This is a genomic window from Frigoribacterium sp. Leaf164 (assembly GCF_001423665.1).
GTDB classification, from domain to species: Bacteria; Actinomycetota; Actinomycetes; order Actinomycetales; family Microbacteriaceae; genus Frigoribacterium; species Frigoribacterium endophyticum.
Map to the genome: position 1 here is coordinate 801,705 of NZ_LMOX01000001.1, position 21,794 is coordinate 823,498.

A 21,794-nucleotide genomic window follows, 5' to 3' on the forward strand; every position below is an offset into this window, starting at 1 on the left:
CCTCCCAGGTGACCGACAGGTAGGGTGGACTCTCCGCCCGACTCCTCGTCGCCGCCCGCCCGGCGCGACCGACGAACTCGACAGCCTGACGGAGGTGCCCCGCGTGATCGTCGCACTCCTGGCCTTCGCGGTCGCCTCGGTCGTCGTGGCCTTCGGCCGCCGACTCGGCACGCGCCTCTTCGTGGTCGCCGCCCTCGTCCCGGCCGCCGTCGCGGTCTACACGGCCACGCAGGGCCCCGCCGTCCTCGCCGGCGACGTCGTCGTCGAGTCGGCGCCGTGGATCCCGCAGCTCGGCATCTCCCTGACCCTCCGGGTCGACGTGCTCGCGTGGGTGCTCGCCCTGGTCGTCACCGGCGTCGGCGCGCTCGTGCTGCTCTACTGCGCGCGCTACTTCAGCCGCGACGACGAGTCGCTGCCGCGCTTCGCCGCCATCCTGGTGGCCTTCGCGGGCGCCATGTACGGCCTCGTGACGAGCGACGACGTCTTCGTGCTCTTCGTCTTCTGGGAAGCCACGAGCGTCTTCTCGTACCTCCTCATCGGGCACTACACGGCCAAGCAGACGAGCCGCGGGGCGGCGCTCCAGGCGCTGATCGTCACGACCGCGGGCGGCCTGGCGATGCTCGTGGGCCTGGTGATCCTGGCCGTGGAGGGCGGCACCTCGTCGCTCGAGGGCCTGGTGGAGTCGCCCCCGACGGGGTCCGCCGTCACCGTCGCGGTCGTGCTCGTGCTCGTCGGGGCGCTGAGCAAGTCCGCCCTCGTGCCGTTCCACTTCTGGCTGCCCGCCGCCATGGCGGCGCCGACCCCCGTCAGCGCCTACCTCCACGCCGCGGCCATGGTCAAGGCGGGCATCTACCTCGTCGCCCGGCTCGCCCCGGGCTACCACGACTCGCCCGGCTGGCAGGAGATCGTCGTCACGGTCGGCGTCGTGACGATGCTCCTCGGCGGCTACCGGGCCCTCCGCCAGCACGACCTCAAGCTCGTCCTGGCCTACGGCACGGTGAGCCAGCTGGGCTTCCTCACGATCGTCGTCGGCTACGGCACGCGCGACGCCGCCCTCGCCGGGCTGGCGCTCCTCGTCGCCCACGCCCTCTTCAAGGCCACCCTCTTCCTCGTCGTCGGCATCGTCGACCACCGGGCGGGCACCCGCGACCTGCGGAAGCTCAGCGGCCTCGGCCGTCAGGCTCCGCTGCTCTTCGTCATCACCGTGCTGGCCCTGGCCTCGATGGCCGGCGTGCCGCCGACGTTCGGCTTCGTCGCGAAGGAGGCCGTGCTGAGCGCGCTCCTCTCGGACGCCGAGCACGGCAGCGCCTGGGGCGTCGTCGCCCTCGTCGGCGTCGTGCTGGGCTCGATCCTCACCACGGCCTACAGCCTGCGATTCCTCTGGGGGGCCTTCGCGCGCAAGGCCGGCGTCGAGCCCGTCGACTTCGTCAAGGAGCACGTCGACTTCCTCGTCTCGCCGGCCGTCCTCGCGCTGCTCGGCCTCGGGCTCGGCGCCGCCGCCGGCGCCCTCGACCCCGTCCTCGCGCTCTACGCCGACACCCTCCCCGCGGTCGAGAGCGACCACGGCCCGTACCACCTCGCCCTCTGGCACGGGCTCGAGCCGGCCCTCGGGCTGACGGCGCTGACCCTCGTCGTCGGCGCGCTCCTGTTCTGGCAGCGGGAGCCGGTCGCCCGCCTGCAGAAGGCGGCCTCGTTCATGCCCCGCGCCTCCGACGGGTACGTCCGCATCATGACGACCATCGACAGCACGGCGTCGCGCACCACGGCGGCGACGCAGCGCGGCTCGCTGCCCTTCTACCTCGCGACGATCCTCGTGGTCTTCGTGGCGTCGTCGATCGTCACCCTCTCGCTGAACAGGAGCTGGCCGGAGGCGGCCGTCCTGTGGGACTACCCGGCCCAGCTGGCCATCGGCGGCCTCATGGTGATCGGCGCGGTCGCCGCCGCCCGCTCGAACAAGCGGTTCCAGGCGGTCGTGCTGGTCGGCGTCACCGGCTACGGCATGGCGGCGCTCTTCGCCCTGCACGGGGCGCCCGACCTCGCTCTCACCCAGGCGCTCATCGAGACCATCACGCTCATCGCGTTCGTCCTCGTCCTCCGCCGCCTGCCCGCGCGCCTCGGCGAGCGGAACGGTCGCACCCACCGAGCCGCCCGGGCGGTCATCGCGATCTCGGTCGGCTGCGTGATGGCCGCCATCGCGGTCGTCGCCCTCGGCGCCCGGTCGATGCCGACGATCAGCGGCGCGTTCCCCGAGCTCGCGGTGACCGGGGGGCACGGCAAGAACGTCGTCAACGTCACCCTCGTCGACATCCGCGGGTGGGACACCATGGGCGAGATCAGCGTGCTCATCGTCGCGGCCACCGGCGTCGCGAGCCTCGTCTTCCTCACCTCGCGCACCGACATGCTGCCCCGGCCCGCCCGTCGCAGCCGCGCCCAGCGCTTCCTCGCCCGGGTCCGGCCCGAGATGGAGGCGGCGCCCGAGCTGCCCGGGGGCGGCCAGCTCTCGGCGACCGCCGCCGACACCAGCGACGTCGAGGGCGACCGCCGGGCCTGGCTGCTGGCGGGGCGCAAGCTCGCGCCGCAGAACCGCTCGATCCTGCTCGAGGTCGTCGTCCGGCTGCTCTTCCACGCCATCGTCGTGGTCTCGATCTACCTCCTCTTCGCCGGGCACAACCTCCCGGGCGGCGGGTTCGCGGGCGGTCTCGTCGCGGGCATGGCCTTCGTCGCGCGGTACCTCGCGGGCGGGCGGTTCGAGCTCGGGGCCGCCGCGCCCCTCGACGCGGGCAAGGTCCTGGGCACCGGGCTCCTGGTCATCGTCGCGACGGCGGTCGTCCCGCTCTTCCTCGGCGTCGACGCCCTGACCTCGACCTGGGTCGAGGGCGAGCTGCCGCTCTTCGGCCACGTCGAGTTCGTCACCTCGACGTTCTTCGACGTCGGCGTCTACCTCGTGGTCGTCGGCCTCGTCCTCGACGTGCTCCGCAGCCTGGGGGCCGAGGTCGACCGTCAAGAAGAAGAAGACGACCGGGGCGACGCCTCGGTCACCGCGACGACGAAGCAGGGGGCGGCATCGTGAGCGTCTCCCTCGTCCTCGTCGTGGTGATGGCCGCGCTGTACGCGTGCGGCATCTACCTCATGCTCGAGCGCAGCATGACCCGGGTCCTCCTCGGCTTCCTGCTCGTCGGCAACGCGACGAACATCCTCATCCTCGTGATGTCCGGCCGGAGCGGCGAGGCGCCGATCGCCGACGGCGAGGTGCCGGAGTCGTCGTTCGCCGACCCGCTGCCGCAGGCCCTGGTGCTCACGGCGATCGTCATCACCTTCGGCGTCTCCGCGTTCCTCCTCGCCCTGATCTACCGCTCCTGGCGCCTGGCCCAGGAGGACGACGTGGCCGACGACCTCGAGGACCTCGAGATCGGCATCCGCGGGGTGCCCGCCGAGGAGGAGGCCGAGCAGTCCGACGCGGACGACGAGGCCGGGGGCGACACGGAGTTCGGCTCGCGGGCGGAGGCGGCCGTCCCCGAGTCGCCGCACGACCCCGACGACGACGACGCGTGGGACCACGCGCCGCGCGAGAACGTGCCCCTGGCCGACCCCGAGCACGCGCCGCACCACGACCCGCTCCACCCCGAGCGCGCCCGCGACGTGGGCCGCTACCGCACCGACGACGACGACCGCCCGACCGGGCCGAAGGGAGGCCGACCGTGAACGTCGACTTCCTCGTGCCGCTCGTGGTGCTCGTCCCGCTGCTCGGCGCGGCCACCGCGCTCATCGCCACCCGGCGCCCCCGCCTCCAGGCGGTCCTGTCGATCGCCGCGCTGGCCGTCGTCGTCGTGATCAGCGTCGTCCTGCTGGTCGTCGTCGACCGCGACGGGGCCATCGCCGTGCAGATCGGCGGGTGGGAGGCGCCCTTCGGCATCCTCCTCGTGGTGGACCGCCTCGCCGCGCTGATGCTCGTCATCTCGTCGATCGTGCTGCTGGCGGTCTTCGTGTACTCGGTCGGGCAGGGCTCGGCGGACGGCGACGGCGACGCCCCGGTGTCGATCTACAACCCGACCTACCTCATCCTCGCCGCCGGCGTGTTCGACGCCTTCGCGGCGGGCGACCTCTTCAACCTCTACGTCGGCTTCGAGATGCTGCTCATCGCCAGCTACGTGCTGATCACGCTCGGCGGCACGGAGCAGCGCATCCGCGCGGGGGTCACCTACATCGTCGTGAGCCTGCTCTCGAGCGTGCTCTTCCTCGCGTCGATCGCCATGATCTACGGCGCGCTCGGCACCGTGAACATCGCCGACATCGCGCAGAAGATGGACCAGATCCCGCCCGACGTGCAGACGATCATCCACGTGATGCTGCTGACGGCCTTCGGCATCAAGGCCGCGATCTTCCCGCTGTCGTTCTGGCTGCCCGACTCGTACCCGACGGCCCCCGCGCCGGTCACGGCGGTCTTCGCGGGCCTCCTGACCAAGGTCGGCGTGTACGCGATCATCCGCACCGAGACCGTCCTGTTCGTCGAGAGCAACGTCAACGTCTACCTGCTGATCATCGCGCTGCTGACGATGGTGGTGGGGATCCTCGGCGCGGTGGCCCAGGCCGACATCAAGCGGTTGCTGTCGTTCACCCTGGTCAGCCACATCGGCTACATGATCTTCGGCATCGCCCTCGGCACCGTCGAGGGGCTCGCGGCCACGATCTACTACGTGGTGCACCACATCACCGTGCAGACGACCCTCTTCCTCGGCGCGGGGCTGATCGAACGACGGGGAGGCACCGCCTCCGTCCTCCGGCTCGGCGGCCTGCTCAAGGCGGCGCCCGTCATCGGCGTCCTCTTCTTCATCCCTGCGCTCAACCTCGGGGGCATCCCGCCCTTCTCCGGGTTCATCGGCAAGGTGGCGCTCTTCGACGCCGGGGCGCGGCTGCACGACCCGCTCGTCTACGTCCTGCTGGGCGCGGGAGCCCTGACGTCGCTGCTCACGCTGTACGCGCTGATGCGTGCCTGGAACCTCGCCTTCTGGCGTCCCGGCGCCGACGTCGAGGACCACGAGTCGCCGCTCACCGAGCGTCTCGAGGAGGCCCCCGGCCGCACCGTCGTGCAGAAGCGCCGTGCGAACCCCCGCACCATGATCGGAGCGACGGCCGGCATGGTGCTCGTCTCGCTCGTGCTCACGGTCGCGGCCGGGCCGCTCTACGGCGTCGCCGAGCGCGCCGCCGGTCGCGTGTACGGCTCGAACGAGTACGTGCAGCTCGTCTTCCCGACCGGTGAGGGCGACACCGCCTCGGACGACCAGGAGGGCACCCCGTGACGCCGCGCCCCTCCGCCCACGAGGTCGGCCGGAGCCTGCTGCGACAGCTGCCGCTGCTGGTCGGGCTCGTCGTCCTCTGGATGTTCCTCTGGAACCAGCTGACCGTGCTCTCCGCGGTCACCGGGGTGCTCGTCGCGCTGCTCGTGACGCGCGTCTTCTTCCTCCCGCCGGTGGAGCTCAGCGGGCGGTTCAACCTCGGCTGGGCCCTGGTCTTCGTGGTCCGCTTCCTGGCCGACCTCGTCGTCGCCTCGGTCGAGGTGGCGTGGAAGGCCGTGCGGCCCCGCGGCGTGACGAGCAACGCGATCGTCGCGGTGCAGCTGCACACGCGCTCCGACTTCGTGATGACCCTGGTGGCCGAGGCCGCCTCGCTGGTGCCCGGGTCGCTCGTCGTGGAGGCCGACCGGGAGCGCTCGATCCTCTACATGCACGCCCTCGCCGTGGAGGACGCCGACGGCGTCGAGCAGGTGCGCGCCTCCGTGCTCGGCTTCGAGAAGAGGATCGCCCGGGCCCTCGGCAGCGCCGACGACCTGCGGCGCATCGCCGAGGGCACGCCGGCGACGGAGGACCCGGCGACCGACCCCACGGGCCACGACCGCCTCGTGAACGAGAAAGACGAGGGAGCCGCCTCGTGACCGCCGTCGAGTGGATCGTCGGGATCCTGTTCGCCTTCGCCGCCCTGGCCTCCGTCTGGCGCATCGTCCGGGGGCCGTCGATCCTCGACCGCATGATCGCGAGCGACATGCTGCTCACGACCCTCATCTGCGTGCTCGCCGCCGACATGGTGTCCGGCCACCACACCCGGACGCTGCCCGTCATCATCGTCCTCGCGCTCACCGCCGTCTTCGGGTCGATCACCGTCGCCCGCTACGTGTCGAGGCAGGATCCGTCATGAGCCAGACCGCCTACGACGTCGCCAGCTCCGTCCTCCTCCTCGCCGGGGCCCTGCTCTCCGCCGCGGCGGGAGTCGGCCTGCTCCGCTTCCCGGACGCGCTCTCGCGCATGCACGCCGCCACGAAGCCCCAGATCTTCGGGCTCATCCTCATGCTCGCCGCGATCGCGCTCGACCAGCACACCCTGGCGACCGTCGCCTCCCTGCTCGTCGTCCTCGTCTTCCAGATGCTCACGGCGCCGATCTCCGCGCACATGATCGGCCGGGCCGGGTACCGCAACGGCGACCTGCGTCGCGACCTGCTGGTCGTCGACGAGCTCGACGACGCCGTCGCGAGGGCGGGGGAGGAGCTGGTCGGCGACGGGGAGTCCCTCGCCGACGTCGACACCTCGACCTTGCCGGTCGGGTCGGCCGACGTGCTCGCCGTCGAGATCGAGCGGCTCGACGGGCTCGACGACTCGGAGGGCGACGACGAGGAGCACGACGACCCCGCGCGGGAGCGCGAGCACCAGGAGCGTCGGCACCACGACGCCGATCCCGGCCTGGACTGAGCCGGCGCGCCTCCGCCCTGCCGGGCCGCCGAGGCCTCCGTCCGGGGCGTGGGCGTCGCTGACGGCGGCGGGCCCTAAACTCGACCCATGCCAGTGAAGGACACCCAGCCCGAGGTCGACATCAAGCCGCGCAGCCGCGTCGTCACCGACGGCGTCGAAGCCACCACCTCCCGGGGCATGCTGCGTGCCGTGGGCATGGGCGACGGCGACTGGGAGAAGCCCCAGATCGGCATCGCCAGCAGCTGGAACGAGATCACCCCCTGCAACCTCTCGCTCGACCGCCTCGCGCAGGGCGCCAAGGAGGGCGTGCACGCCGGCGGCGGGTACCCGCTCCAGTTCGGCACCGTCTCCGTCTCCGACGGGATCTCGATGGGCCACGAGGGCATGCACTTCTCGCTCGTGTCGCGCGAGGTCATCGCCGACAGTGTCGAGGTCGTCATGAACGCCGAGCGCCTCGACGGCTCGGTGCTGCTGGCCGGCTGCGACAAGTCGCTGCCCGGCATGCTGATGGCCGCGGCCCGCCTCGACCTCGCGAGCGTCTTCCTCTACGCGGGCAGCGTCGCCCCCGGGTGGGTCAAGCTCAGCGACGGCACCGAGAAGAACGTCACGATCATCGACTCGTTCGAGGCGGTCGGCGCTCACAAGGCCGGCAACCTCAGCGACGCCGACCTCAAGGCCATCGAGTGCGCGATCGTCCCGGGCGAGGGCGCCTGCGGCGGCATGTACACGGCCAACACCATGGCGAGCGTCGCCGAGGCGCTCGGCATGAGCCTGCCCGGCTCGGCCTCGCCGCCCTCGGCCGACCGTCGCCGCGACTACTTCGCCCACCGCTCGGGCGAGGCCGTCGTGAACATGCTGCGGCTCGGCATCACCACGCGCGACATCCTCACCAAGGAGGCGTTCGAGAACGCCATCGCCGTCGCCATGGCCTTCGGCGGTTCGACGAACGTCGTGCTGCACCTGCTGGCCATCGCCTACGAGGCCGAGGTCGACCTCACCATCGACGACTTCAACCGCATCGGCGACACCGTGCCCCACATCGGCGACCTCAAGCCGTTCGGCAAGTACGTCATGAACGACGTCGACCGCATGGGCGGCGTGCCCGTCGTCATGAAGGCGCTCCTCGACGCCGGCCTGCTGCACGGCGACTGCCTCACCGTGACCGGCAAGACCGTCGCCGAGAACCTCGCCGACATCCAGCCCGCCCCCCTCGACGGCGAGGTGCTCCGCACCCTCGACGACCCCATCCACGCGACGGGCGGCCTCACCGTGCTCAGCGGCACGATGGCGCCCGAGGGCGCGGTCGTGAAGACGGCCGGCTTCGACGCCTCGCTCTTCGAGGGGCCGGCGAAGGTCTTCGAGCGCGAGCGCGGCGCCATGGACGCCCTCACCGAGGGCCGCATCGTCGCGGGCGACGTCGTCGTCATCCGCTACGAGGGCCCGAAGGGCGGCCCCGGCATGCGCGAGATGCTCGCCATCACGGCGGCCATCAAGGGCGCAGGGCTCGGAAAAGATGTACTACTCTTGACGGACGGACGATTCTCAGGCGGCACAACCGGCCTGTGCATCGGCCACATGGCTCCCGAAGCGGTCGACGCAGGTCCGATCGCCTTCGTGCGCGATGGTGATCTGATTCGGGTCGACATCGCCGCTCGGTCCATCGACCTACTCGTCGATCCCGCCGAGCTCGAGTCCCGCCGCGACGGCTGGGCTCCTCTTCCCCCGCGCTACACCCGCGGTGTCCTCGCCAAGTACGCGCGCCAGGTCCGCTCCGCCGCGGAGGGCGCCGTCACCTACTAGACGATCGTCCCCGCCGCCTCCACCAGGCCCGCGCGATCGTCGTCGGCTGACCTCCGTCACACCGTCCACCACCACGAAGAGGGAACCGCCTCCGATGCCCCACGACACGACCCCGCTGCCCGGTGCCGCCGCGCGCCCGGCGGCCCGCCCCGGCTCCGACGCCCCGGCGCCTCCCGAGGTCCTCACCGGCTCCGGCGCGATCCTCCGGTCGCTCGAGCACCTCGGGGTGACCGACGTCTTCGGCCTGCCGGGCGGCGCCATCATCCCGTTCTACGACGAGCTGATGGCCTCGACGGCGATCCGCCACATCCTGGTCCGCCACGAGCAGGGCGCCGGCCACGCGGCCGAGGGCTACGCCGCGGCCTCCGGGCGCGTCGGCGTCGCCATCGCGACCTCCGGCCCCGGCGCGACGAACCTCGTCACCGCCATCGCCGACGCCTACATGGACAGCATGCCGCTGCTCGCGATCACCGGCCAGGTCTTCTCGACGCTGATGGGCACCGACGCCTTCCAGGAGGCCGACATCGTGGGCATCACGATGCCGATCACCAAGCACTCGTTCCTCGTGACGAAGCCGGAGGACATCCCGGCGACCCTCGCCGCGGCCTACCAGATCGCCAGCACCGGCCGCCCCGGCCCCGTGCTCGTCGACATCACGAAGGACGCGCAGCAGAACAGCGCGCCGTTCGTGTGGCCGCCGGTCGTCGACCTGCCCGGCTACCGCCCCGTGACCAAGGCCCACGGCAAGCAGATCACCGCGGCCGCCCAGATGATCGCCGAGGCGAAGCAGCCGGTCTTCTACGTCGGCGGCGGGGTCATCCGCGCCGGCGCCTCGGCCGAGCTCAAGACCCTGGTCGAGCTCACCGGCGCCCCCGTCGTCACCACCCTGATGGCCCGCGGTGCCTTCCCCGACACCCACGCGCAGCACCTCGGCATGCCGGGCATGCACGGCACCGTGCCGGCCGTGCTCGGCCTGCAGGAGAGCGACCTGATCATCGCCCTCGGCGCCCGGTTCGACGACCGCGTCACCGGCAAGGCCGACCTCTTCGCGCCCGGCGCGAAGGTCGTCCACGTCGACATCGACCCGGCCGAGATCTCGAAGATCCGCATCGCCGACGTGCCGATCGTCGGCGACGCGAAGGTCGTCATCCCCGACCTCGCCAGTGCCTTCGCCGAGGTGACCGGCGGGCGGAAGCCCGACATCGCCGCCTGGTGGGAGCGCCTCGACGGGCTCCGCGAGCAGTTCCCCCTCGGCTACACCGAGCCCGACGACGGGCTGCTGTCGCCGCAGGCGATCATCCAGCGCATCGGCCAGCTCTCCGGCCCCGAGGCGATCTACGCCTCCGGCGTCGGCCAGCACCAGATGTGGGCCGCCCAGTTCATCCAGTACGAGCGCCCGCACGCGTGGCTGAACTCGGGAGGCGCGGGCACGATGGGCTACTCCGTCCCGGCCGCCATGGGCGCCAAGGTCGCCCAGCCCGACCGCGTGGTCTGGGCCATCGACGGCGACGGCTGCTTCCAGATGACCAACCAGGAGCTCGCGACCTGCGTCATCAACGACATCCCGATCAAGGTCGCGATCATCAACAACTCGTCGCTCGGCATGGTGCGCCAGTGGCAGACCCTGTTCTACGAGGGCCGTCACTCGTTCACCGACCTGAACACGGGCCACGAGACCCGCATGGTGCCCGACTTCGTGAAGCTCGCCGACGCCTACGGCGCCCTCGGCATCCGCGTCCGGACGGAGGACGAGATCGACGCCGCCATCCAGCTGGCGCTGGAGACGAACGACCGCCCGGTCGTCATCGACTTCGTCGTCAGCCGCGACGCGATGGTCTGGCCGATGGTGCCCCAGGGCGTCTCGAACTCCGAGATCCAGCACGCCCGTGCCCTCGCCCCGGAGTGGGACGACGAGGCGCCGGGCAGCAGCGCGTCCGACACCACCCGCGACGGCGACATGACCGGAGAGCACGCATGAGCCACGTCCTGAGCCTCCTCGTCGAGGACAAGCCCGGCCTGCTGACCCGCGTCGCCGGCCTCTTCGCCCGCCGCGGCTTCAACATCGAGAGCCTCGCCGTCGGCAAGAGCGAGCTCGAGGGCTTCAGCCGCATCACGGTCGTCGTCGACGTGGAGGAGCTGCCGCTCGAGCAGGTCACGAAGCAGCTCAACAAGCTGGTCAACGTCATCAAGATCGTCGAGCTCGACTACTCGCAGTCGGTGCAGCGCGAGCACATGCTGATCAAGGTCCGGGTCGACAACACGACCCGCTCGCAGGTGCTCGAGGCCGTGACGCTGTTCCGGGCCGCGGTCGTCGACGTCTCGACCGATGCCCTCGTGATCGAGGTGACCGGCGACACCGGCAAGACCACCGCCCTCCTGCGCGTCCTCGAGCCCTACGGCATCAAGGAGATCTCGCAGTCGGGCCTCCTGGCCATCGGCCGCGGCGCCAAGTCGATCACCGACCGCGTCTTCAAGAACTAGGCGGCCCCGGGCTCCCGGCCCGCGCCTCCTGCCGCACGACCCACCGACACGACATCCGTCGACAACCGAGGAGAAGCACCACTGTGACTGAGATCGTCTACGACAACGACGCCGACCTGTCCCTCATCCAGGGCAAGAAGGTCGCCGTCATCGGCTACGGCTCGCAGGGCCACGCCCACGCGCTGAACCTCCGCGACTCCGGCGTCGAGGTCGTCATCGGCCTCAAGGAGGGCTCGAAGAGCCGCGCCAAGGCCGAGGAGGCCGGCTTCACGGTGCACACCCCCGCGGAGGCCTCGGCCTGGGGCGACGTCATCGTCGTCCTCGCCCCCGACCAGGTCCAGCGCCACGTCTACGCCGACGACATCGCCCCGAACCTCGCCGAGGGCAAGGCGCTCGTCTTCGGCCACGGCTTCAACATCCGCTTCGGCTACATCGAGGCGCCCGAGGGCGTCGACGTCGTCCTGGTCGCCCCCAAGGGCCCGGGCCACACCGTCCGCCGCGAGTTCGAGGCCGGCCGCGGCGTGCCCGTGATCGTGGCCGTCGAGAAGGACGCCTCCGGCTCCGCCTGGGACCTCGCTTGGTCGTACTCCAAGGGCATCGGCGGCCTCCGTGCCGGCGGCATCAAGACGACCTTCACCGAAGAGACCGAGACCGACCTCTTCGGCGAGCAGGCCGTGCTCTGCGGCGGCACCTCGCAGCTGATCCAGTACGGCTTCGAGACGCTGACCGAGGCCGGCTACCAGCCGCAGATCGCCTACTTCGAGGTGCTGCACGAGCTCAAGCTGATCGTCGACCTGATCTGGGAGGGCGGCCTGGCCAAGCAGCGCTGGAGCGTCTCCGACACGGCCGAGTACGGCGACTACGTCTCCGGCCCCCGCGTCATCGACCCCTCCGTGAAGGAGAACATGAAGGCCGTCCTGGCCGACATCCAGTCGGGCGCCTTCGCGAAGCGCTTCATCGACGACCAGGACGCGGGCGCCCCCGAGTTCAAGGAGCTCCGCGCCAAGGGCGAGGCGCACCCCATCGAGGCCACCGGCCAGGAGCTGCGCGCCCTGTTCGCCTGGAAGCAGACGGACTCCGACTACGTCGACGGCAGCGCTGCGCGCTGACGTCGACGTAGTCGACGCACGCTGGCGACATCGGTCGGCTCCGCCGACGGGCGACGGCAGCGCTGCGCGCTGACGTCGACGTAGTCGACGCACGCTGATCCGCGTCCGCTCCGACGACGCCCCCCTCCGACCGGAGGGGGGCGTCGTCGTTGTCGGGGCGACCAGGCGGCCCGTGGCATGATCTAGGGCATGGCGATGAGCAAGAAGGCAGTGCACTTCGGTGCGGGCAACATCGGTCGTGGCTTCGTGGCGCAGTTCCTGCACGCGAGCGGCTACGAGGTCGTGTTCGCCGACGTCAACGACGAGCTGATCGGGCTGCTGCAGTCCCAGTCGTCGTACGAGGTGCACGAGGTCGGTGAGGACAGCCGCACGACCGTCGTCGACGGCTACCGCGCCGTCAACAGCCGCAGCGACGAGGAGGCCCTGGTCGCCGAGATCGCGACCGCCGACGTCGTCACCACCGCGGTCGGCGCCCGGATCCTGCCCTTCGTCGCGCCGGTCATCGCCCGCGGGCTGGCCCAGCGCGACGCGGCGCTGCCGCCGCTCACGGTCATCGCGTGCGAGAACGCCATCAACGCCACCGACTCCCTCGCCGAGGCCGTCCGTCAGGCCGACCCGGCCGACAACGCGGTCTTCGCGAACTGCGCGATCGACCGCATCGTGCCCGAGCAGCCCGCGGGGTCGCTCGACGTCACCATCGAGTCCTTCTCCGAGTGGGTCGTCGAGAGCGGCCCGTTCGGCGAGCACCGCCCCGAGATCCAGGGCGTCACGTGGGTGCCCGACCTCGAGCCCTTCATCGAGCGCAAGCTCTTCACCGTCAACACGGCCCACGCCGCCGCGGCCTACCACGGCTTCGCTCGGGGCCTGGGCAGCATCCGGGAGTCGCTCGCCGACGAGGCCGTCCACGCCGAGGTGCGCGCCGCCCTCGCCGAGACCAAGGCCCTGCTCGTCGCGAAGCACGAGCTCGACGCCGACGAGCAGCAGAGCTACATCGAGAAGAACCTCGTGCGCATCTCGAACCCGCACCTCCCCGACACCACCGAGCGAGTGGGCCGCAACCCGCTCCGCAAGCTGAGCCGCCACGAGCGCTTCGTCGGCCCCGCCGCGCAGCTCGCCGAGCGGGGTCTGCCGAGCGACGCGCTCGTCCGGGCCGTCCGCGCCGCCCTCGACTTCGACGTCGCCGACGACGCGGAGAGCGTCGAGCTCCAGGCACTGCTGCGCTCCGGCCTGCCCGCCGACGAGCTCACCGTGACCCTCACCGGCGTCGAGGCGGGGCACCCGCTCTCCGCCGCCCTGGTGGAGGCGGTCTCCTCCAAGCTCCCGGCATGACCGACCCCCGGCCCTCCGGGTCGGCCGGCCGCCACGACGACCCCGACGCGACCGCGTCCGACCAGACCGACCTCGACCTCGACCTCGATCCCGACGCCGACGACGCCGACGACGCGCTCTCCTGGGGCGACGAGTCGGACGCCAGCCACGTCGAGGGTCCCGCGGCCGTGACGCGTGACGACGAGATCGACCCCGACGCTCCCCAGGTCATGAGCAGCGCCTCCCTCGTGGGGCACGGCGTGCTCGGCGGCGTCGCCCTGCTCTCGAGCGTCGGCTGGATCGTCTCGCGCGACCAGTTCCTGATCGCGTTCGGCGGCGGCCTCGTCGAGCACGTGCAGACGACTCTGTGGCTGACCGGCGTCTTCCTCGCCCTCGTCGCCCCTCTGCTCTGGTTCGTCGCGACCATCCTGCTGGTGCCGGCGCAGCACTCCGGCCGCCGCCTGCTCGTGATGGCCGTCGGGGCCGTGCTCCTGGCCCCCTGGCCCCTCGTGATCGGGGGCGGGGCGTGACCGCCGCGCCCGGCGGGGCGACCGCCTCCGCCACGCCGCGCCGCGCCCGCCGGGGCCCCCGCGTCGGGTTCGTCCTGATCGCCGTCCTCGCCGGCCTGCTGGCCGCCTACGACCTCTCCGAGGCGGTGACCAACCTCGTGCTCGTGCCGCAGGACGTCCGCTACCAGAACAACGCCTTCTTCGACGAGGTCGGCGTGGGCTCGCTCGCCGCGTCGCCGCCGTGGGCCGCGCTCTGGGCCAACGTGCTGCTGCCCCCGGTCGCGTACGTCGTCGCCCTCCTCGTCGCGCGCCGGCGGACGCTCGGCCGGGCGGCCCTCGTCTTCGCCACCGGCCTCGCCGCGGTCGCGGCGGCGTCGCTGAGCCTCACGGCGTACGTGCTCAGCATCTGACCGGACACGTCGCCGCCGACGACGGCCGCGGACGGCGGCGGGGGAGTCGCGGTGCAGGCCCCCCGGACCACCGGCGTCATCTGCGCCTGGGCCCTCCGACGAGTCGCTAGAGTGACCAGCAGCCGCGCCCACGGCGCGTCGCGGCGTTCCTCTGCACCCTCTCGTTAGGACCCTGTCTCCGTGGCCAAGCCCGTCGTTCTGATCGCTGAAGAGCTCTCACCAGCCACCGTCGAGGCCCTCGGCCCCGACTTCGACGTGAGGAGCGTGGACGGCACCGACCGGCCCGCGCTGCTCGCCGCCCTCGCGGAGGCCAACGCGATCCTGGTCCGCTCCGCGACGCAGGTCGACGCCGAGGCCATCGCCGCCGCGCCGCACCTGCAGGTCGTGGCCCGCGCGGGCGTCGGCCTCGACAACGTCGACATCAAGGCCGCCACGACGGCGGGCGTCATGGTCGTCAACGCGCCGACGTCGAACATCATCTCGGCCGCCGAGCTCACCGTCGGCCACATCCTCAGCCTCGCGCGCCACATCCCCGCCGCGCACGCCGCGCTGGCCCAGGGGCAGTGGAAGCGCTCGAAGTACACCGGCGTCGAGCTGTTCGAGAAGACCGTCGGCATCGTCGGCCTCGGGCGCATCGGCGCCCTGATCACCGCGCGCCTCCAGGCGTTCGGCGTGAACGTGGTCGCCTACGACCCCTACGTCACGCCGGCCCGCGCGCAGCAGCTCGGTGTCACCCTGCTCTCGCTCGACGAGCTGCTGGCCACCGCCGACTTCGTCACGATCCACATGCCGAAGACGCCCGAGACGACGGGCATGATCGGCCTCGAGCAGATGAAGGCCATGAAGCCGACGGCGTTCGTCGTCAACGTGGCCCGCGGCGGCCTCATCGACGAGGCCGACCTCTACACGGCCCTGACCACGGGCGAGATCGCCGGTGCCGGCCTCGACGTCTTCACCTCGGAGCCCCCCGTCGACCAGGCGCTGCTCGGCCTCGAGAACGTCGTCGTCACCCCGCACCTCGGCGCGTCGACCGACGAGGCGCAGGAGAAGGCGGGCGTGTCGGTCGCGAAGTCCGTCCGCCTCGCGCTCGGCGGCGAGCTCGTGCCCGACGCGGTCAACGTCGCCGGCGGCGTCATCGACCCGTACGTGCGCCCGGGCATCCCGCTGCTCGAGAAGATCGGCCAGGTGTTCGCCGGGCTCGCCGACTCGCCCCTCACGAGCATCGACGTCGAGGTGCGCGGCGACCTCGTCGAGCACGACGTCAGCGTGCTCAAGCTCGCGGCCCTCAAGGGCGTCTTCACGAACATCGTCAGCGAGTCGGTCAGCTACGTGAACGCGCCGCTGCTCGCCGAGCAACGCGGCATCACCGTGCGGCTGCTCACCGACCCGACGAGCGAGGAGTACCGCAACGTCCTGACCATCCGCGGCTCGCTCAGCGACGGCGGCCAGATCAGCGTGTCGGGCACCCTCACCGGCACCAAGCAGGTCGAGAAGATCGTCGAGATCAACGGCTACGACGTCGAGGTGCCGATCGCGGCGCACCACCTCGTCATGGTCTACGGCGACCGCCCCGGCATCGTCGCCGTCTACGGCAAGGAGTTCGGCGACGCCGGCATCAACATCGCGGGCATGCAGATCGCCCGTCGCAGCGCGGGCGGGCAGGCCCTCAGCGTCCTCACCATCGACAGCCCCGCTCCCGACGAGCTGCTCGAGACGGTGCGCGTCGCCATCGACGCGCAGCTGCTGCGCGAGATCGACGTGACGCTCTAGCTCCGCCAGAGCGTTCCCCTTTACGGCGCCCCGTCTCCCGGTCGGGAGGCGGGGCGCCGTCACGCGGTGCGAGGGCCGGGAGCCGGGGGAGTCGCGGGTCAGACCTCGAGGGACTCGTGCGCCGCCAGGACGACCGCCGTGCCCCCGAGGGCCTCGACGCTCGCCCGCAGCCGGTCGGCGTGCATGCCGAAGCCCGCCGCCGACAGTGTCTGCTCGTGGACGGGGAAGAGCCGGGTCGGCGCCACGGCCGTCACGTAGTCCATCGCCTCGCCGATCTTGAGCCAGGGCGCACCGACCGGTGCCGCCAGGGTCTCGACCGGCACCGGCGGGACGGTGAACGCGTCGCCCGGGTAGAAGAGGCGGCCGTTGACGAGCACCCCCACGTTGTCGATGACGGGGATCGACTCGTGGATGACGGCGTGGCGCGAGCCGTGGAAGGCGAGGGTGAAGGGCCCCGCCTCGACGGTGTCGCCGTCGGCCACGACGTGGACCTCGAACCCCTCGGCGGCCTCCGCGAGCCCGGCCGGGCCGTAGATCGTCGCCCCGGGGTTCGTGGCGAGCAGGTGGCCGAGCTGGTCGGGGGTCCAGTGGTCGAGGTGCTCGTGGGTGACGACCACGGCGACGACGTCGTGCAGGTCGACCTGCGGCGTGGTGAAGGAGCCGGGGTCGACGACGAGCTTCCGCCCGTCCTCCTCGACGACGAAGGCGGCGTGCTCGAGCTTGGTCAGGCGCATGCGGCCGACTGTACGCCCGCTCCGCGACACGCGGGGCGGGCTCGATTTGTACTCGTTCGTGAGGCTGTGGCATACTCGACGAGTTGCAAAAACGGCCCCATCGTATAGTGGCCTAGTACGTCGCCCTCTCACGGCGGTAACACGGGTTCGAATCCCGTTGGGGTCACCGATCTGTTCGGTCACCACCACCGTTCAGCAACCACGAGATCCCGCCCGGCACACGCCGGGCGGGATTCGTCGTTCCGGGGCGTCTCGACCTCCCGGTGCCCGCGCTCCGTCGTCACGTCTCGGTCACGACCCGGCCGCCGCCCTCGACGACGGGCCCGCCGTGCCCGATGCTCGAGCCATGCCCAGCGACCGGACGACGCGCGCGGGCCTGCTCGTCGGGCTCGCCTGCCTCGGCGTGGTCGCCGCCGGCGCGGTGCTGCTCGCCCTGAGGTCGATCGGAGGGCCCGTCGTGGCCTGCCCGGCCGTCGCCTGGGGCACGACCGTGGTCGTGGAGGTCACGGGCGCGGTCGAGCGCGTGGCGGTCGTCGAGCTGGTGCCCGTCGGCGCCGCCGCGTCGTCGCCCCTGCCGTGGCAGGGCCAGGTCGACGACCGGTCGACCGCCGACGGCCCCGACATCGGGCCGTGGCTCTGGCCCGGCCCCGCCGAGCGGGCCCCCGACGGCACCTGGGTCATCTCGTCGTGGGGCGGGTCGTCGTCGCCCGACGGCTCCTTCCCCGACGAGGTCGACGTGCGGGCGTGGTCCGACGGCGGCGACGTCGGCCCGATCCTCGCCGCCTCGCGCACCGCGGGGCTCCGCTTCGAGCGCGTCGGCGGCGACGCCGTCTGCGGCGGCCCGGGGGAGGCGCGGGTCGCCCTCGAGGTGCCCCCGGCCGCCTAGCGCCGGGCCGGGGTGCTCGTCGTCACGCCCTCGGGGCCGCGGCAGCGTGCGCGGCGCGCCCCGCGACTCCCTCGTCCCACCGGGGGCGGAACTGCACCGAGATGCGCGGCCCGACCGCCTTCTTCGTCTTCGCGATCGCGTGCTCGTGGGTGCGCTGGCAGCTCCCGCCCATGACGAGCAGGTCGCCGTGGCCGAGCGGGAACCTGTCGACCCGCCCCGTGCGTCGCGAGCGCACCGCGAGGGTGCGGGGAGCGCCGAGGGACAGGATGCCGACCATCGTGTCGCGGCCGAGGCCGGAGCCGACCCGGTCGCCGTGCCAGGCGATGCTGTCGTCGCCGGTGCGGTAGAAGCACAGCCCGGCACGGCGGAAGAGCTGCTCGTCGGGCGCGCCCCGCCGGGCGTAGTGGTCGTTGAGGTCGTCCCGGGCCGCGGCGAGGACGGGGTCGGGCAGGGCGTCGCCGACGCCGTACGACGAGACGAGGCGCGGCACCTCGACGACGCGGTCGTACATGGTGCGGCGGTCCGCCTGCCAGGGCACGTCGGTGACGAGCCGCTCGAAGAGGGCGTCGGAGGCGGTCGCCCAGCCGGGCACCAGGTCGAGCCAGGCACCGTCGCCGAGCTCGAGCCGCCGCACGCGGCCGGCGAGCGGGAGCAGCTCGGGGCCGTCGTCGAGGGAGTCGAGCAGCGAGGCGGTGAAGGGGATGACCATGGCGTCACCCTACGCTCCGTTCGAACACGTGTTCTAGTCCGGGCCCGCCCCGGGCGCGTCGCTCACCCGCCGGCGACGACCCGCGCCTCCGGGGCGGCGAGCTCGCCCGCGCGGCCCTCGACGTCGACGTCGACCGGGTGCCCGGCCCAGATCGAGACCTGCAGCTGGCCGGTGTGGGTCCACAGCCGCTCGCCGCTCGCGAGGTCGTAGGCGACCACCGTCGAGCGCCCGCCCGAGCTGCCGTAGGCGAGGGCGTAGCCCACGGTCCGGCCGACGGCGGCGAGGACGGCGCCGGTGGGCAGGTCGAAGCGGGTCAGGGTGCGCCCGGTCGCGCCGTCCAGCGCCTGCACCTCGAGCGGCCGGTCGCCCGGCGCCGACGAGCTCGCGTAGACCCGGTCGTCGGTCTGCCCGACCACCCCGGCCGCGCCGGTGGCGCCGAGCCCCTCGCGGCTCCAGGTGGCCCGGCCGGTCGTCCACGAGAGGCAGGTGAGCCGGTCACGGTCGACGTCGCTGACCAGCAGGCACGACCGGCCCTCGTCGAGCGTGCCGCGGACGTCCGTGGGGGAGCGCCACCGCACCTCGCCGTCCGCTCCCCGGGCGGTCACGCCGCCGCCGGCGCCGGTCGGCCCGATCAGCAGCCCGTCGTGGACGAGGTGCCCCGAGAGCTCGTCGAGGCGCGTGCCCCAGGGGCGGGCGACGCCCGTCGTCGGGTCGACCTGCAGGGTGCCCTCGGGGGTGGCGACGACCAGCCGGTCGTCGAGGGCCAGCACGGTGCCGCTCGTCGTGCCCCGCCCCGCCCAGGTCACCCGGCCCAGGTCGCGCACGTCGCGCAGCTCGTAGCTGTAGCGCGCCCCGGCCGCCGGCTGGCGTCCCGTCACGACGACCGTGCCCGCGGCCTGGAACCTGTCGGTCTCGGTCGTCGCCCGCGGCTCCGACGCCCCGACCGTCGAGCCGTCGGCGAGCGCCAGGGTGAGCAGCACCGCGCGCTCGCCCGCGACGACGCGGACGACGACGAGCCCCGTGTCGCCGGCGAGCGAGGCCGCGACGACGTCGACCGGCCCCTCGAGGCCGAGCCGGGCGGCGTCGTCGGCGACGTCGTGCACCCAGCTGAACGCGCCGCGCTCGGTGTCGAGCAGCGCGAGCCGGGAGCCCACGCCGGTCGTCTCGCTGCCGCAGCCCGCGTCGTTCGCGAAGCCGTACGTCCAGCCCGGCCCCGCGCTGACGAGCACGCGGCCGGTGTCGACCGTCGCGGTCGGGAAGCGCAGGCACGCGGGCCGGAACCCGGGCGCGAGGGTCTCCGCGAGCGCGACCGACCACCCGGTGGTCGGCTCCTGCCGCAGGTCGACCGTCTCGACGCCGCGCCAGGGCGGCTCGGCGCCGTACTCCGGCTGGCCCGGGGCGAGGAGGGCCGCGGGCAGGGCGGCGGCCAGGAGCAGCGCGGCGTAGCCGAGGGCGAGGCGGCGACCGCGGGAGGCGCGGTGCCACCACGCGGGGCGTCGCGGCCCCGGGGCGGCCGGGCCTCGTCCGGGCCGTCCTGCTCCGTCGCCGGCACCGGCCCCGTCGTCGTCCCGGCCGGGGGCTTCGCTCGTGCTTCCGCGGCGGGCGGGCTCCCACACGGCGACGTCCGGGGTCGGCCGCGCCGGGGCCCAGCCGGGCCGCCCCTCGGGGCTCACGCCGCGCCTCCGGCCAGCCCGGCCACCACGCTCGTGCGGTCGACGAGGCGCGTGGCCACGCCGCGGCCGTCGATCGAGACCAGGCCGCCGCCCCAGAACGACACCCGGTCGTCGGAGCGCAGCGACCAGAGCCGGGCGCCCGTCGCGGCGTCGTAGGCGCTGAGGCCCCGGCCCGCGGTGGGGGAGCCGTCGGTGCGCACGTAGACGACGGTGCGGGAGGCCGCGGCGACCTCGTCGAGGACGCCGAGCGGCGCCCGCCACCGGACGCGGCCGTCGGCGGCGGCGAGGGCGGTGAGGCGGGCGCCGTCGTCGGACTGGACGACGGCGTAGAGGTCGCCGCCCACCTGGCCCGAGGCGGCGGCGGCCGAGAACGCGGCGCCGAGCTCGGTCGTCCACCGGTCTTGCCCGCTGCGGGGGTCGAGGCAGGTGGCCGTGGTGCCGCCGTCGTCGGTGGTGAGGACGCAGCCGTCGGTGGCCGAGAGGCGCGGCGTCGGGCTCGGCACGGACCAGAGGAGGTCGCCGTCGGCGTCGATCGCCGACACGGCGCGCCTCCCGTCGGCGTCGCGACCGAGCGTCCAGGCCACGTCGTCGCCCCCGTCGGGGGCGGTCGCGACCACGTCGGCGGCGGCGGCCGACGGGCTGGCCTCGCCCGTCCGGCCGTCGACGCGGACGGCGCGGCCGTCGACGACGATGAGGAGCCCGTCCGGGAGCAGCTGGGGCGTCGTGCCGGCGTCGACCCGCCCCTCCCACACGGGGTCGTCGAGGGCGGCCGCGTCCACGAGCGAGTACCGGTCGGGCGAGCCGATCGCTCCGGAGGAGGTGCGCAGCTGCAGCCGCCCGACGGTCGAGACGCTGATCGAGGGCACGTCGCGGCGGCCGCGGGTGGACTCGAGCGCCCGGCCGTCGACGAGGTCGAGGGCGACGAGCACGGTCGACCCGGTGGTCTGGGTCTGCACCAGCACCCGGCCGGCCGCCGGCACGACCTGGCTCGCCGGGATGCTCAAGGGGTCGGTGTCGTCGAGGTCGTCGGCCAGGTCGTGCACCCACCGCACCCGGCCGTCCCGGGAGTCGACGAGGGCCACGCGGCTCGCCCCGTCGTCGAGGGCGGCACGGCGGCAGTCCGGACCGCCGGAGGCCGTGCCCGGGTCGAGGTCGACGGAGGCCCCGACGGCGACGAGCCCGTCCACGGCGGGCGAGGGCCAGAAGTGGAGGCAGCGTCGGGGCACGCCCGGGGCGAGGCGCTCGGCCAGGTCGAGCGACCAGGCCGTGCCGGTCGGGGCGTTCCGGAGGTCGTCCACCGCCGTGCCGCCCCAGGGCGGCCCGTCGGCGTAGCGCGGCGACGCGGCCGTGCCGCCGACGGCGACGACGGCGGTCGCGGCGACCACGGCCAGCGCGGCGACGACGACCCGGCGCAGGGGCGACGGCCGCGGCGTGCGCGCCCGCGTCGTCCCGTCCGCTCCCGCCATGCTGTCGTCGGCCTCCTCGTCGAGGGCCCCGCCGACCGTGCGACGGGTGCCGACATGCTATTCGGAACCCTCGCCGGGGGCGCTCGGGGGCCGCTCGGCGGCGCGGGAATGCGGCGTCGGCCCCGCCGCTTGCACCTCACGTCGTCGGGCAGGCCCTGGCGTAGACTTCGACGATCATTCCGCTGAGAAGAACTCTGGAGAG

The 21,794-nt window shown here is 73.1% G+C and carries 19 protein-coding genes and 1 tRNA gene; 16 read left to right on the plus strand and 4 right to left on the minus strand.

The features are described from left to right. The first annotated feature begins 103 nt into the window (after nt 1-103). From ASF82_RS03610 to serA, 14 genes are all read left to right on the plus strand, one after another. A complete protein-coding gene (locus tag ASF82_RS03610) occupies nt 104-3,070 on the plus strand; it encodes a Na+/H+ antiporter subunit A (protein WP_056055757.1) in 2,967 nt (988 codons plus the stop codon). Continuing rightward, on the plus strand, nt 3,067-3,702 hold the full coding sequence (locus tag ASF82_RS03615; RefSeq protein WP_056053479.1) for a Na(+)/H(+) antiporter subunit C: 636 nt from the start codon (nt 3,067-3,069) through the stop codon (nt 3,700-3,702). Before ASF82_RS03610 ends, ASF82_RS03615 begins: the two co-directional genes overlap by 4 nt. After that, nucleotides 3,699-5,297, plus strand: coding sequence for a Na+/H+ antiporter subunit D (locus ASF82_RS03620; protein ID WP_056053483.1), 1,599 nt, complete (start codon nt 3,699-3,701; stop codon nt 5,295-5,297). Before ASF82_RS03615 ends, ASF82_RS03620 begins: the two co-directional genes overlap by 4 nt. After that, nucleotides 5,294-5,929, plus strand: coding sequence for a Na+/H+ antiporter subunit E (locus ASF82_RS03625; RefSeq protein WP_056053486.1), 636 nt, complete (start codon nt 5,294-5,296; stop codon nt 5,927-5,929). Before ASF82_RS03620 ends, ASF82_RS03625 begins: the two co-directional genes overlap by 4 nt. Then, on the plus strand, nt 5,926-6,189 hold the full coding sequence (locus ASF82_RS03630) for a monovalent cation/H+ antiporter complex subunit F (protein WP_056053489.1): 264 nt from the start codon (nt 5,926-5,928) through the stop codon (nt 6,187-6,189). Before ASF82_RS03625 ends, ASF82_RS03630 begins: the two co-directional genes overlap by 4 nt. Further along, nucleotides 6,186-6,737, plus strand: coding sequence for a monovalent cation/H(+) antiporter subunit G (gene mnhG / locus ASF82_RS15125; protein WP_082514284.1), 552 nt, complete (start codon nt 6,186-6,188; stop codon nt 6,735-6,737). Before ASF82_RS03630 ends, mnhG begins: the two co-directional genes overlap by 4 nt. Nucleotides 6,738-6,824: 87 nt before the next feature. After that, on the plus strand, nt 6,825-8,537 hold the full coding sequence (gene ilvD / locus ASF82_RS03640; protein WP_056053492.1) for a dihydroxy-acid dehydratase: 1,713 nt from the start codon (nt 6,825-6,827) through the stop codon (nt 8,535-8,537). Between the two features lie 94 nt (nt 8,538-8,631). After that, a complete protein-coding gene (locus ASF82_RS03645; RefSeq protein WP_082514285.1) occupies nt 8,632-10,515 on the plus strand; it encodes an acetolactate synthase large subunit in 1,884 nt (627 codons plus the stop codon). Further along, entirely contained in the window at nt 10,512-11,018 is a 507-nt protein-coding gene (gene ilvN / locus ASF82_RS03650; RefSeq protein ID WP_056053495.1) for an acetolactate synthase small subunit, read from the plus strand. The genes ASF82_RS03645 and ilvN overlap by 4 nt, the downstream gene beginning before the upstream one ends. Before the next feature lie 83 nt (nt 11,019-11,101). Beyond that, nucleotides 11,102-12,127: a ketol-acid reductoisomerase gene (ilvC, locus tag ASF82_RS03655; protein ID WP_056053498.1), complete on the plus strand. Its 1,026-nt coding sequence runs from the start codon at nt 11,102-11,104 to the stop codon at nt 12,125-12,127. 195 nt (nt 12,128-12,322) lie between these two features. Continuing rightward, nucleotides 12,323-13,456 carry a mannitol-1-phosphate 5-dehydrogenase gene (locus ASF82_RS03660; protein ID WP_056055759.1) on the plus strand — a complete coding sequence of 378 codons (1,134 nt, stop codon included), beginning with the start codon at nt 12,323-12,325 and terminating at the stop codon, nt 13,454-13,456. Continuing rightward, nucleotides 13,453-13,965 (plus strand): hypothetical protein, encoded by a 513-nt coding sequence (locus ASF82_RS03665; RefSeq protein ID WP_056053501.1) that lies wholly within the window; start codon nt 13,453-13,455, stop codon nt 13,963-13,965. The genes ASF82_RS03660 and ASF82_RS03665 overlap by 4 nt, the downstream gene beginning before the upstream one ends. Next, nucleotides 13,962-14,354 carry a hypothetical protein gene (locus ASF82_RS03670; protein WP_056053505.1) on the plus strand — a complete coding sequence of 131 codons (393 nt, stop codon included), beginning with the start codon at nt 13,962-13,964 and terminating at the stop codon, nt 14,352-14,354. The genes ASF82_RS03665 and ASF82_RS03670 overlap by 4 nt, the downstream gene beginning before the upstream one ends. Before the next feature lie 180 nt (nt 14,355-14,534). Further along, on the plus strand, nt 14,535-16,124 hold the full coding sequence (serA, locus tag ASF82_RS03675) for a phosphoglycerate dehydrogenase (protein ID WP_056053508.1): 1,590 nt from the start codon (nt 14,535-14,537) through the stop codon (nt 16,122-16,124). A 98-nt stretch (nt 16,125-16,222) separates the two neighbouring features. Here the strand turns inward: serA and ASF82_RS03680 are convergent, their stop codons facing one another. Next, nucleotides 16,223-16,858, minus strand: coding sequence for an MBL fold metallo-hydrolase (locus ASF82_RS03680; RefSeq protein ID WP_056053509.1), 636 nt, complete (start codon nt 16,856-16,858; stop codon nt 16,223-16,225). 93 nt (nt 16,859-16,951) lie between these two features. On the opposite strand from ASF82_RS03680, the gene ASF82_RS03685 reads away from it, so the two are divergent. Together ASF82_RS03685 and ASF82_RS03690 are read left to right on the plus strand one after the other, a co-directional pair. After that, a tRNA-Glu gene (locus tag ASF82_RS03685) sits at nt 16,952-17,024 on the plus strand. A gap of 180 nt (nt 17,025-17,204) precedes the next feature. Next, nucleotides 17,205-17,744, plus strand: a complete 540-nt coding sequence (locus tag ASF82_RS03690) for a hypothetical protein (RefSeq protein WP_056053513.1) — start codon at nt 17,205-17,207, stop codon at nt 17,742-17,744. A 22-nt stretch (nt 17,745-17,766) separates the two neighbouring features. On the opposite strand, the gene ASF82_RS03695 is transcribed toward ASF82_RS03690, so the two are convergent. The 3 genes from ASF82_RS03695 to ASF82_RS03705 form a co-directional block, all read right to left on the minus strand. After that, a complete protein-coding gene (locus ASF82_RS03695) occupies nt 17,767-18,453 on the minus strand; it encodes an alpha-ketoglutarate-dependent dioxygenase AlkB (protein WP_056053516.1) in 687 nt (228 codons plus the stop codon). 62 nt (nt 18,454-18,515) lie between these two features. Further along, on the minus strand, nt 18,516-20,126 hold the full coding sequence (locus ASF82_RS03700; RefSeq protein ID WP_056053520.1) for a hypothetical protein: 1,611 nt from the start codon (nt 20,124-20,126) through the stop codon (nt 18,516-18,518). After that, nucleotides 20,123-21,592, minus strand: coding sequence for a PQQ-binding-like beta-propeller repeat protein (locus ASF82_RS03705; RefSeq protein WP_056053523.1), 1,470 nt, complete (start codon nt 21,590-21,592; stop codon nt 20,123-20,125). The genes ASF82_RS03700 and ASF82_RS03705 overlap by 4 nt, the downstream gene beginning before the upstream one ends. Nucleotides 21,593-21,794: the final 202 nt, after the last annotated feature.

Bases quoted from the DNA above. Each gene is read 5' to 3' on its own strand.
- mnhG (WP_082514284.1), top strand. From the start codon at position 6,186: ATGAGCCAGACCGCCTACGACGTCGCCAGCTCCGTCCTCCTCCTCGCC.
- ilvD (WP_056053492.1), top strand. From the start codon at position 6,825: ATGCCAGTGAAGGACACCCAGCCCGAGGTCGACATCAAGCCGCGCAGC.
- ASF82_RS03645 (WP_082514285.1), top strand. From the start codon at position 8,632: ATGCCCCACGACACGACCCCGCTGCCCGGTGCCGCCGCGCGCCCGGCG.
- ilvN (WP_056053495.1), top strand. From the start codon at position 10,512: ATGAGCCACGTCCTGAGCCTCCTCGTCGAGGACAAGCCCGGCCTGCTG.
- ASF82_RS03660 (WP_056055759.1), top strand. From the start codon at position 12,323: ATGAGCAAGAAGGCAGTGCACTTCGGTGCGGGCAACATCGGTCGTGGC.
- ASF82_RS03665 (WP_056053501.1), top strand. From the start codon at position 13,453: ATGACCGACCCCCGGCCCTCCGGGTCGGCCGGCCGCCACGACGACCCC.
- ASF82_RS03680 (WP_056053509.1), bottom strand. From the start codon at position 16,858: ATGCGCCTGACCAAGCTCGAGCACGCCGCCTTCGTCGTCGAGGAGGAC.
- ASF82_RS03690 (WP_056053513.1), top strand. From the start codon at position 17,205: ATGCCCAGCGACCGGACGACGCGCGCGGGCCTGCTCGTCGGGCTCGCC.
- ASF82_RS03695 (WP_056053516.1), bottom strand. From the start codon at position 18,453: ATGGTCATCCCCTTCACCGCCTCGCTGCTCGACTCCCTCGACGACGGC.
- ASF82_RS03705 (WP_056053523.1), bottom strand. From the start codon at position 21,592: ATGGCGGGAGCGGACGGGACGACGCGGGCGCGCACGCCGCGGCCGTCG.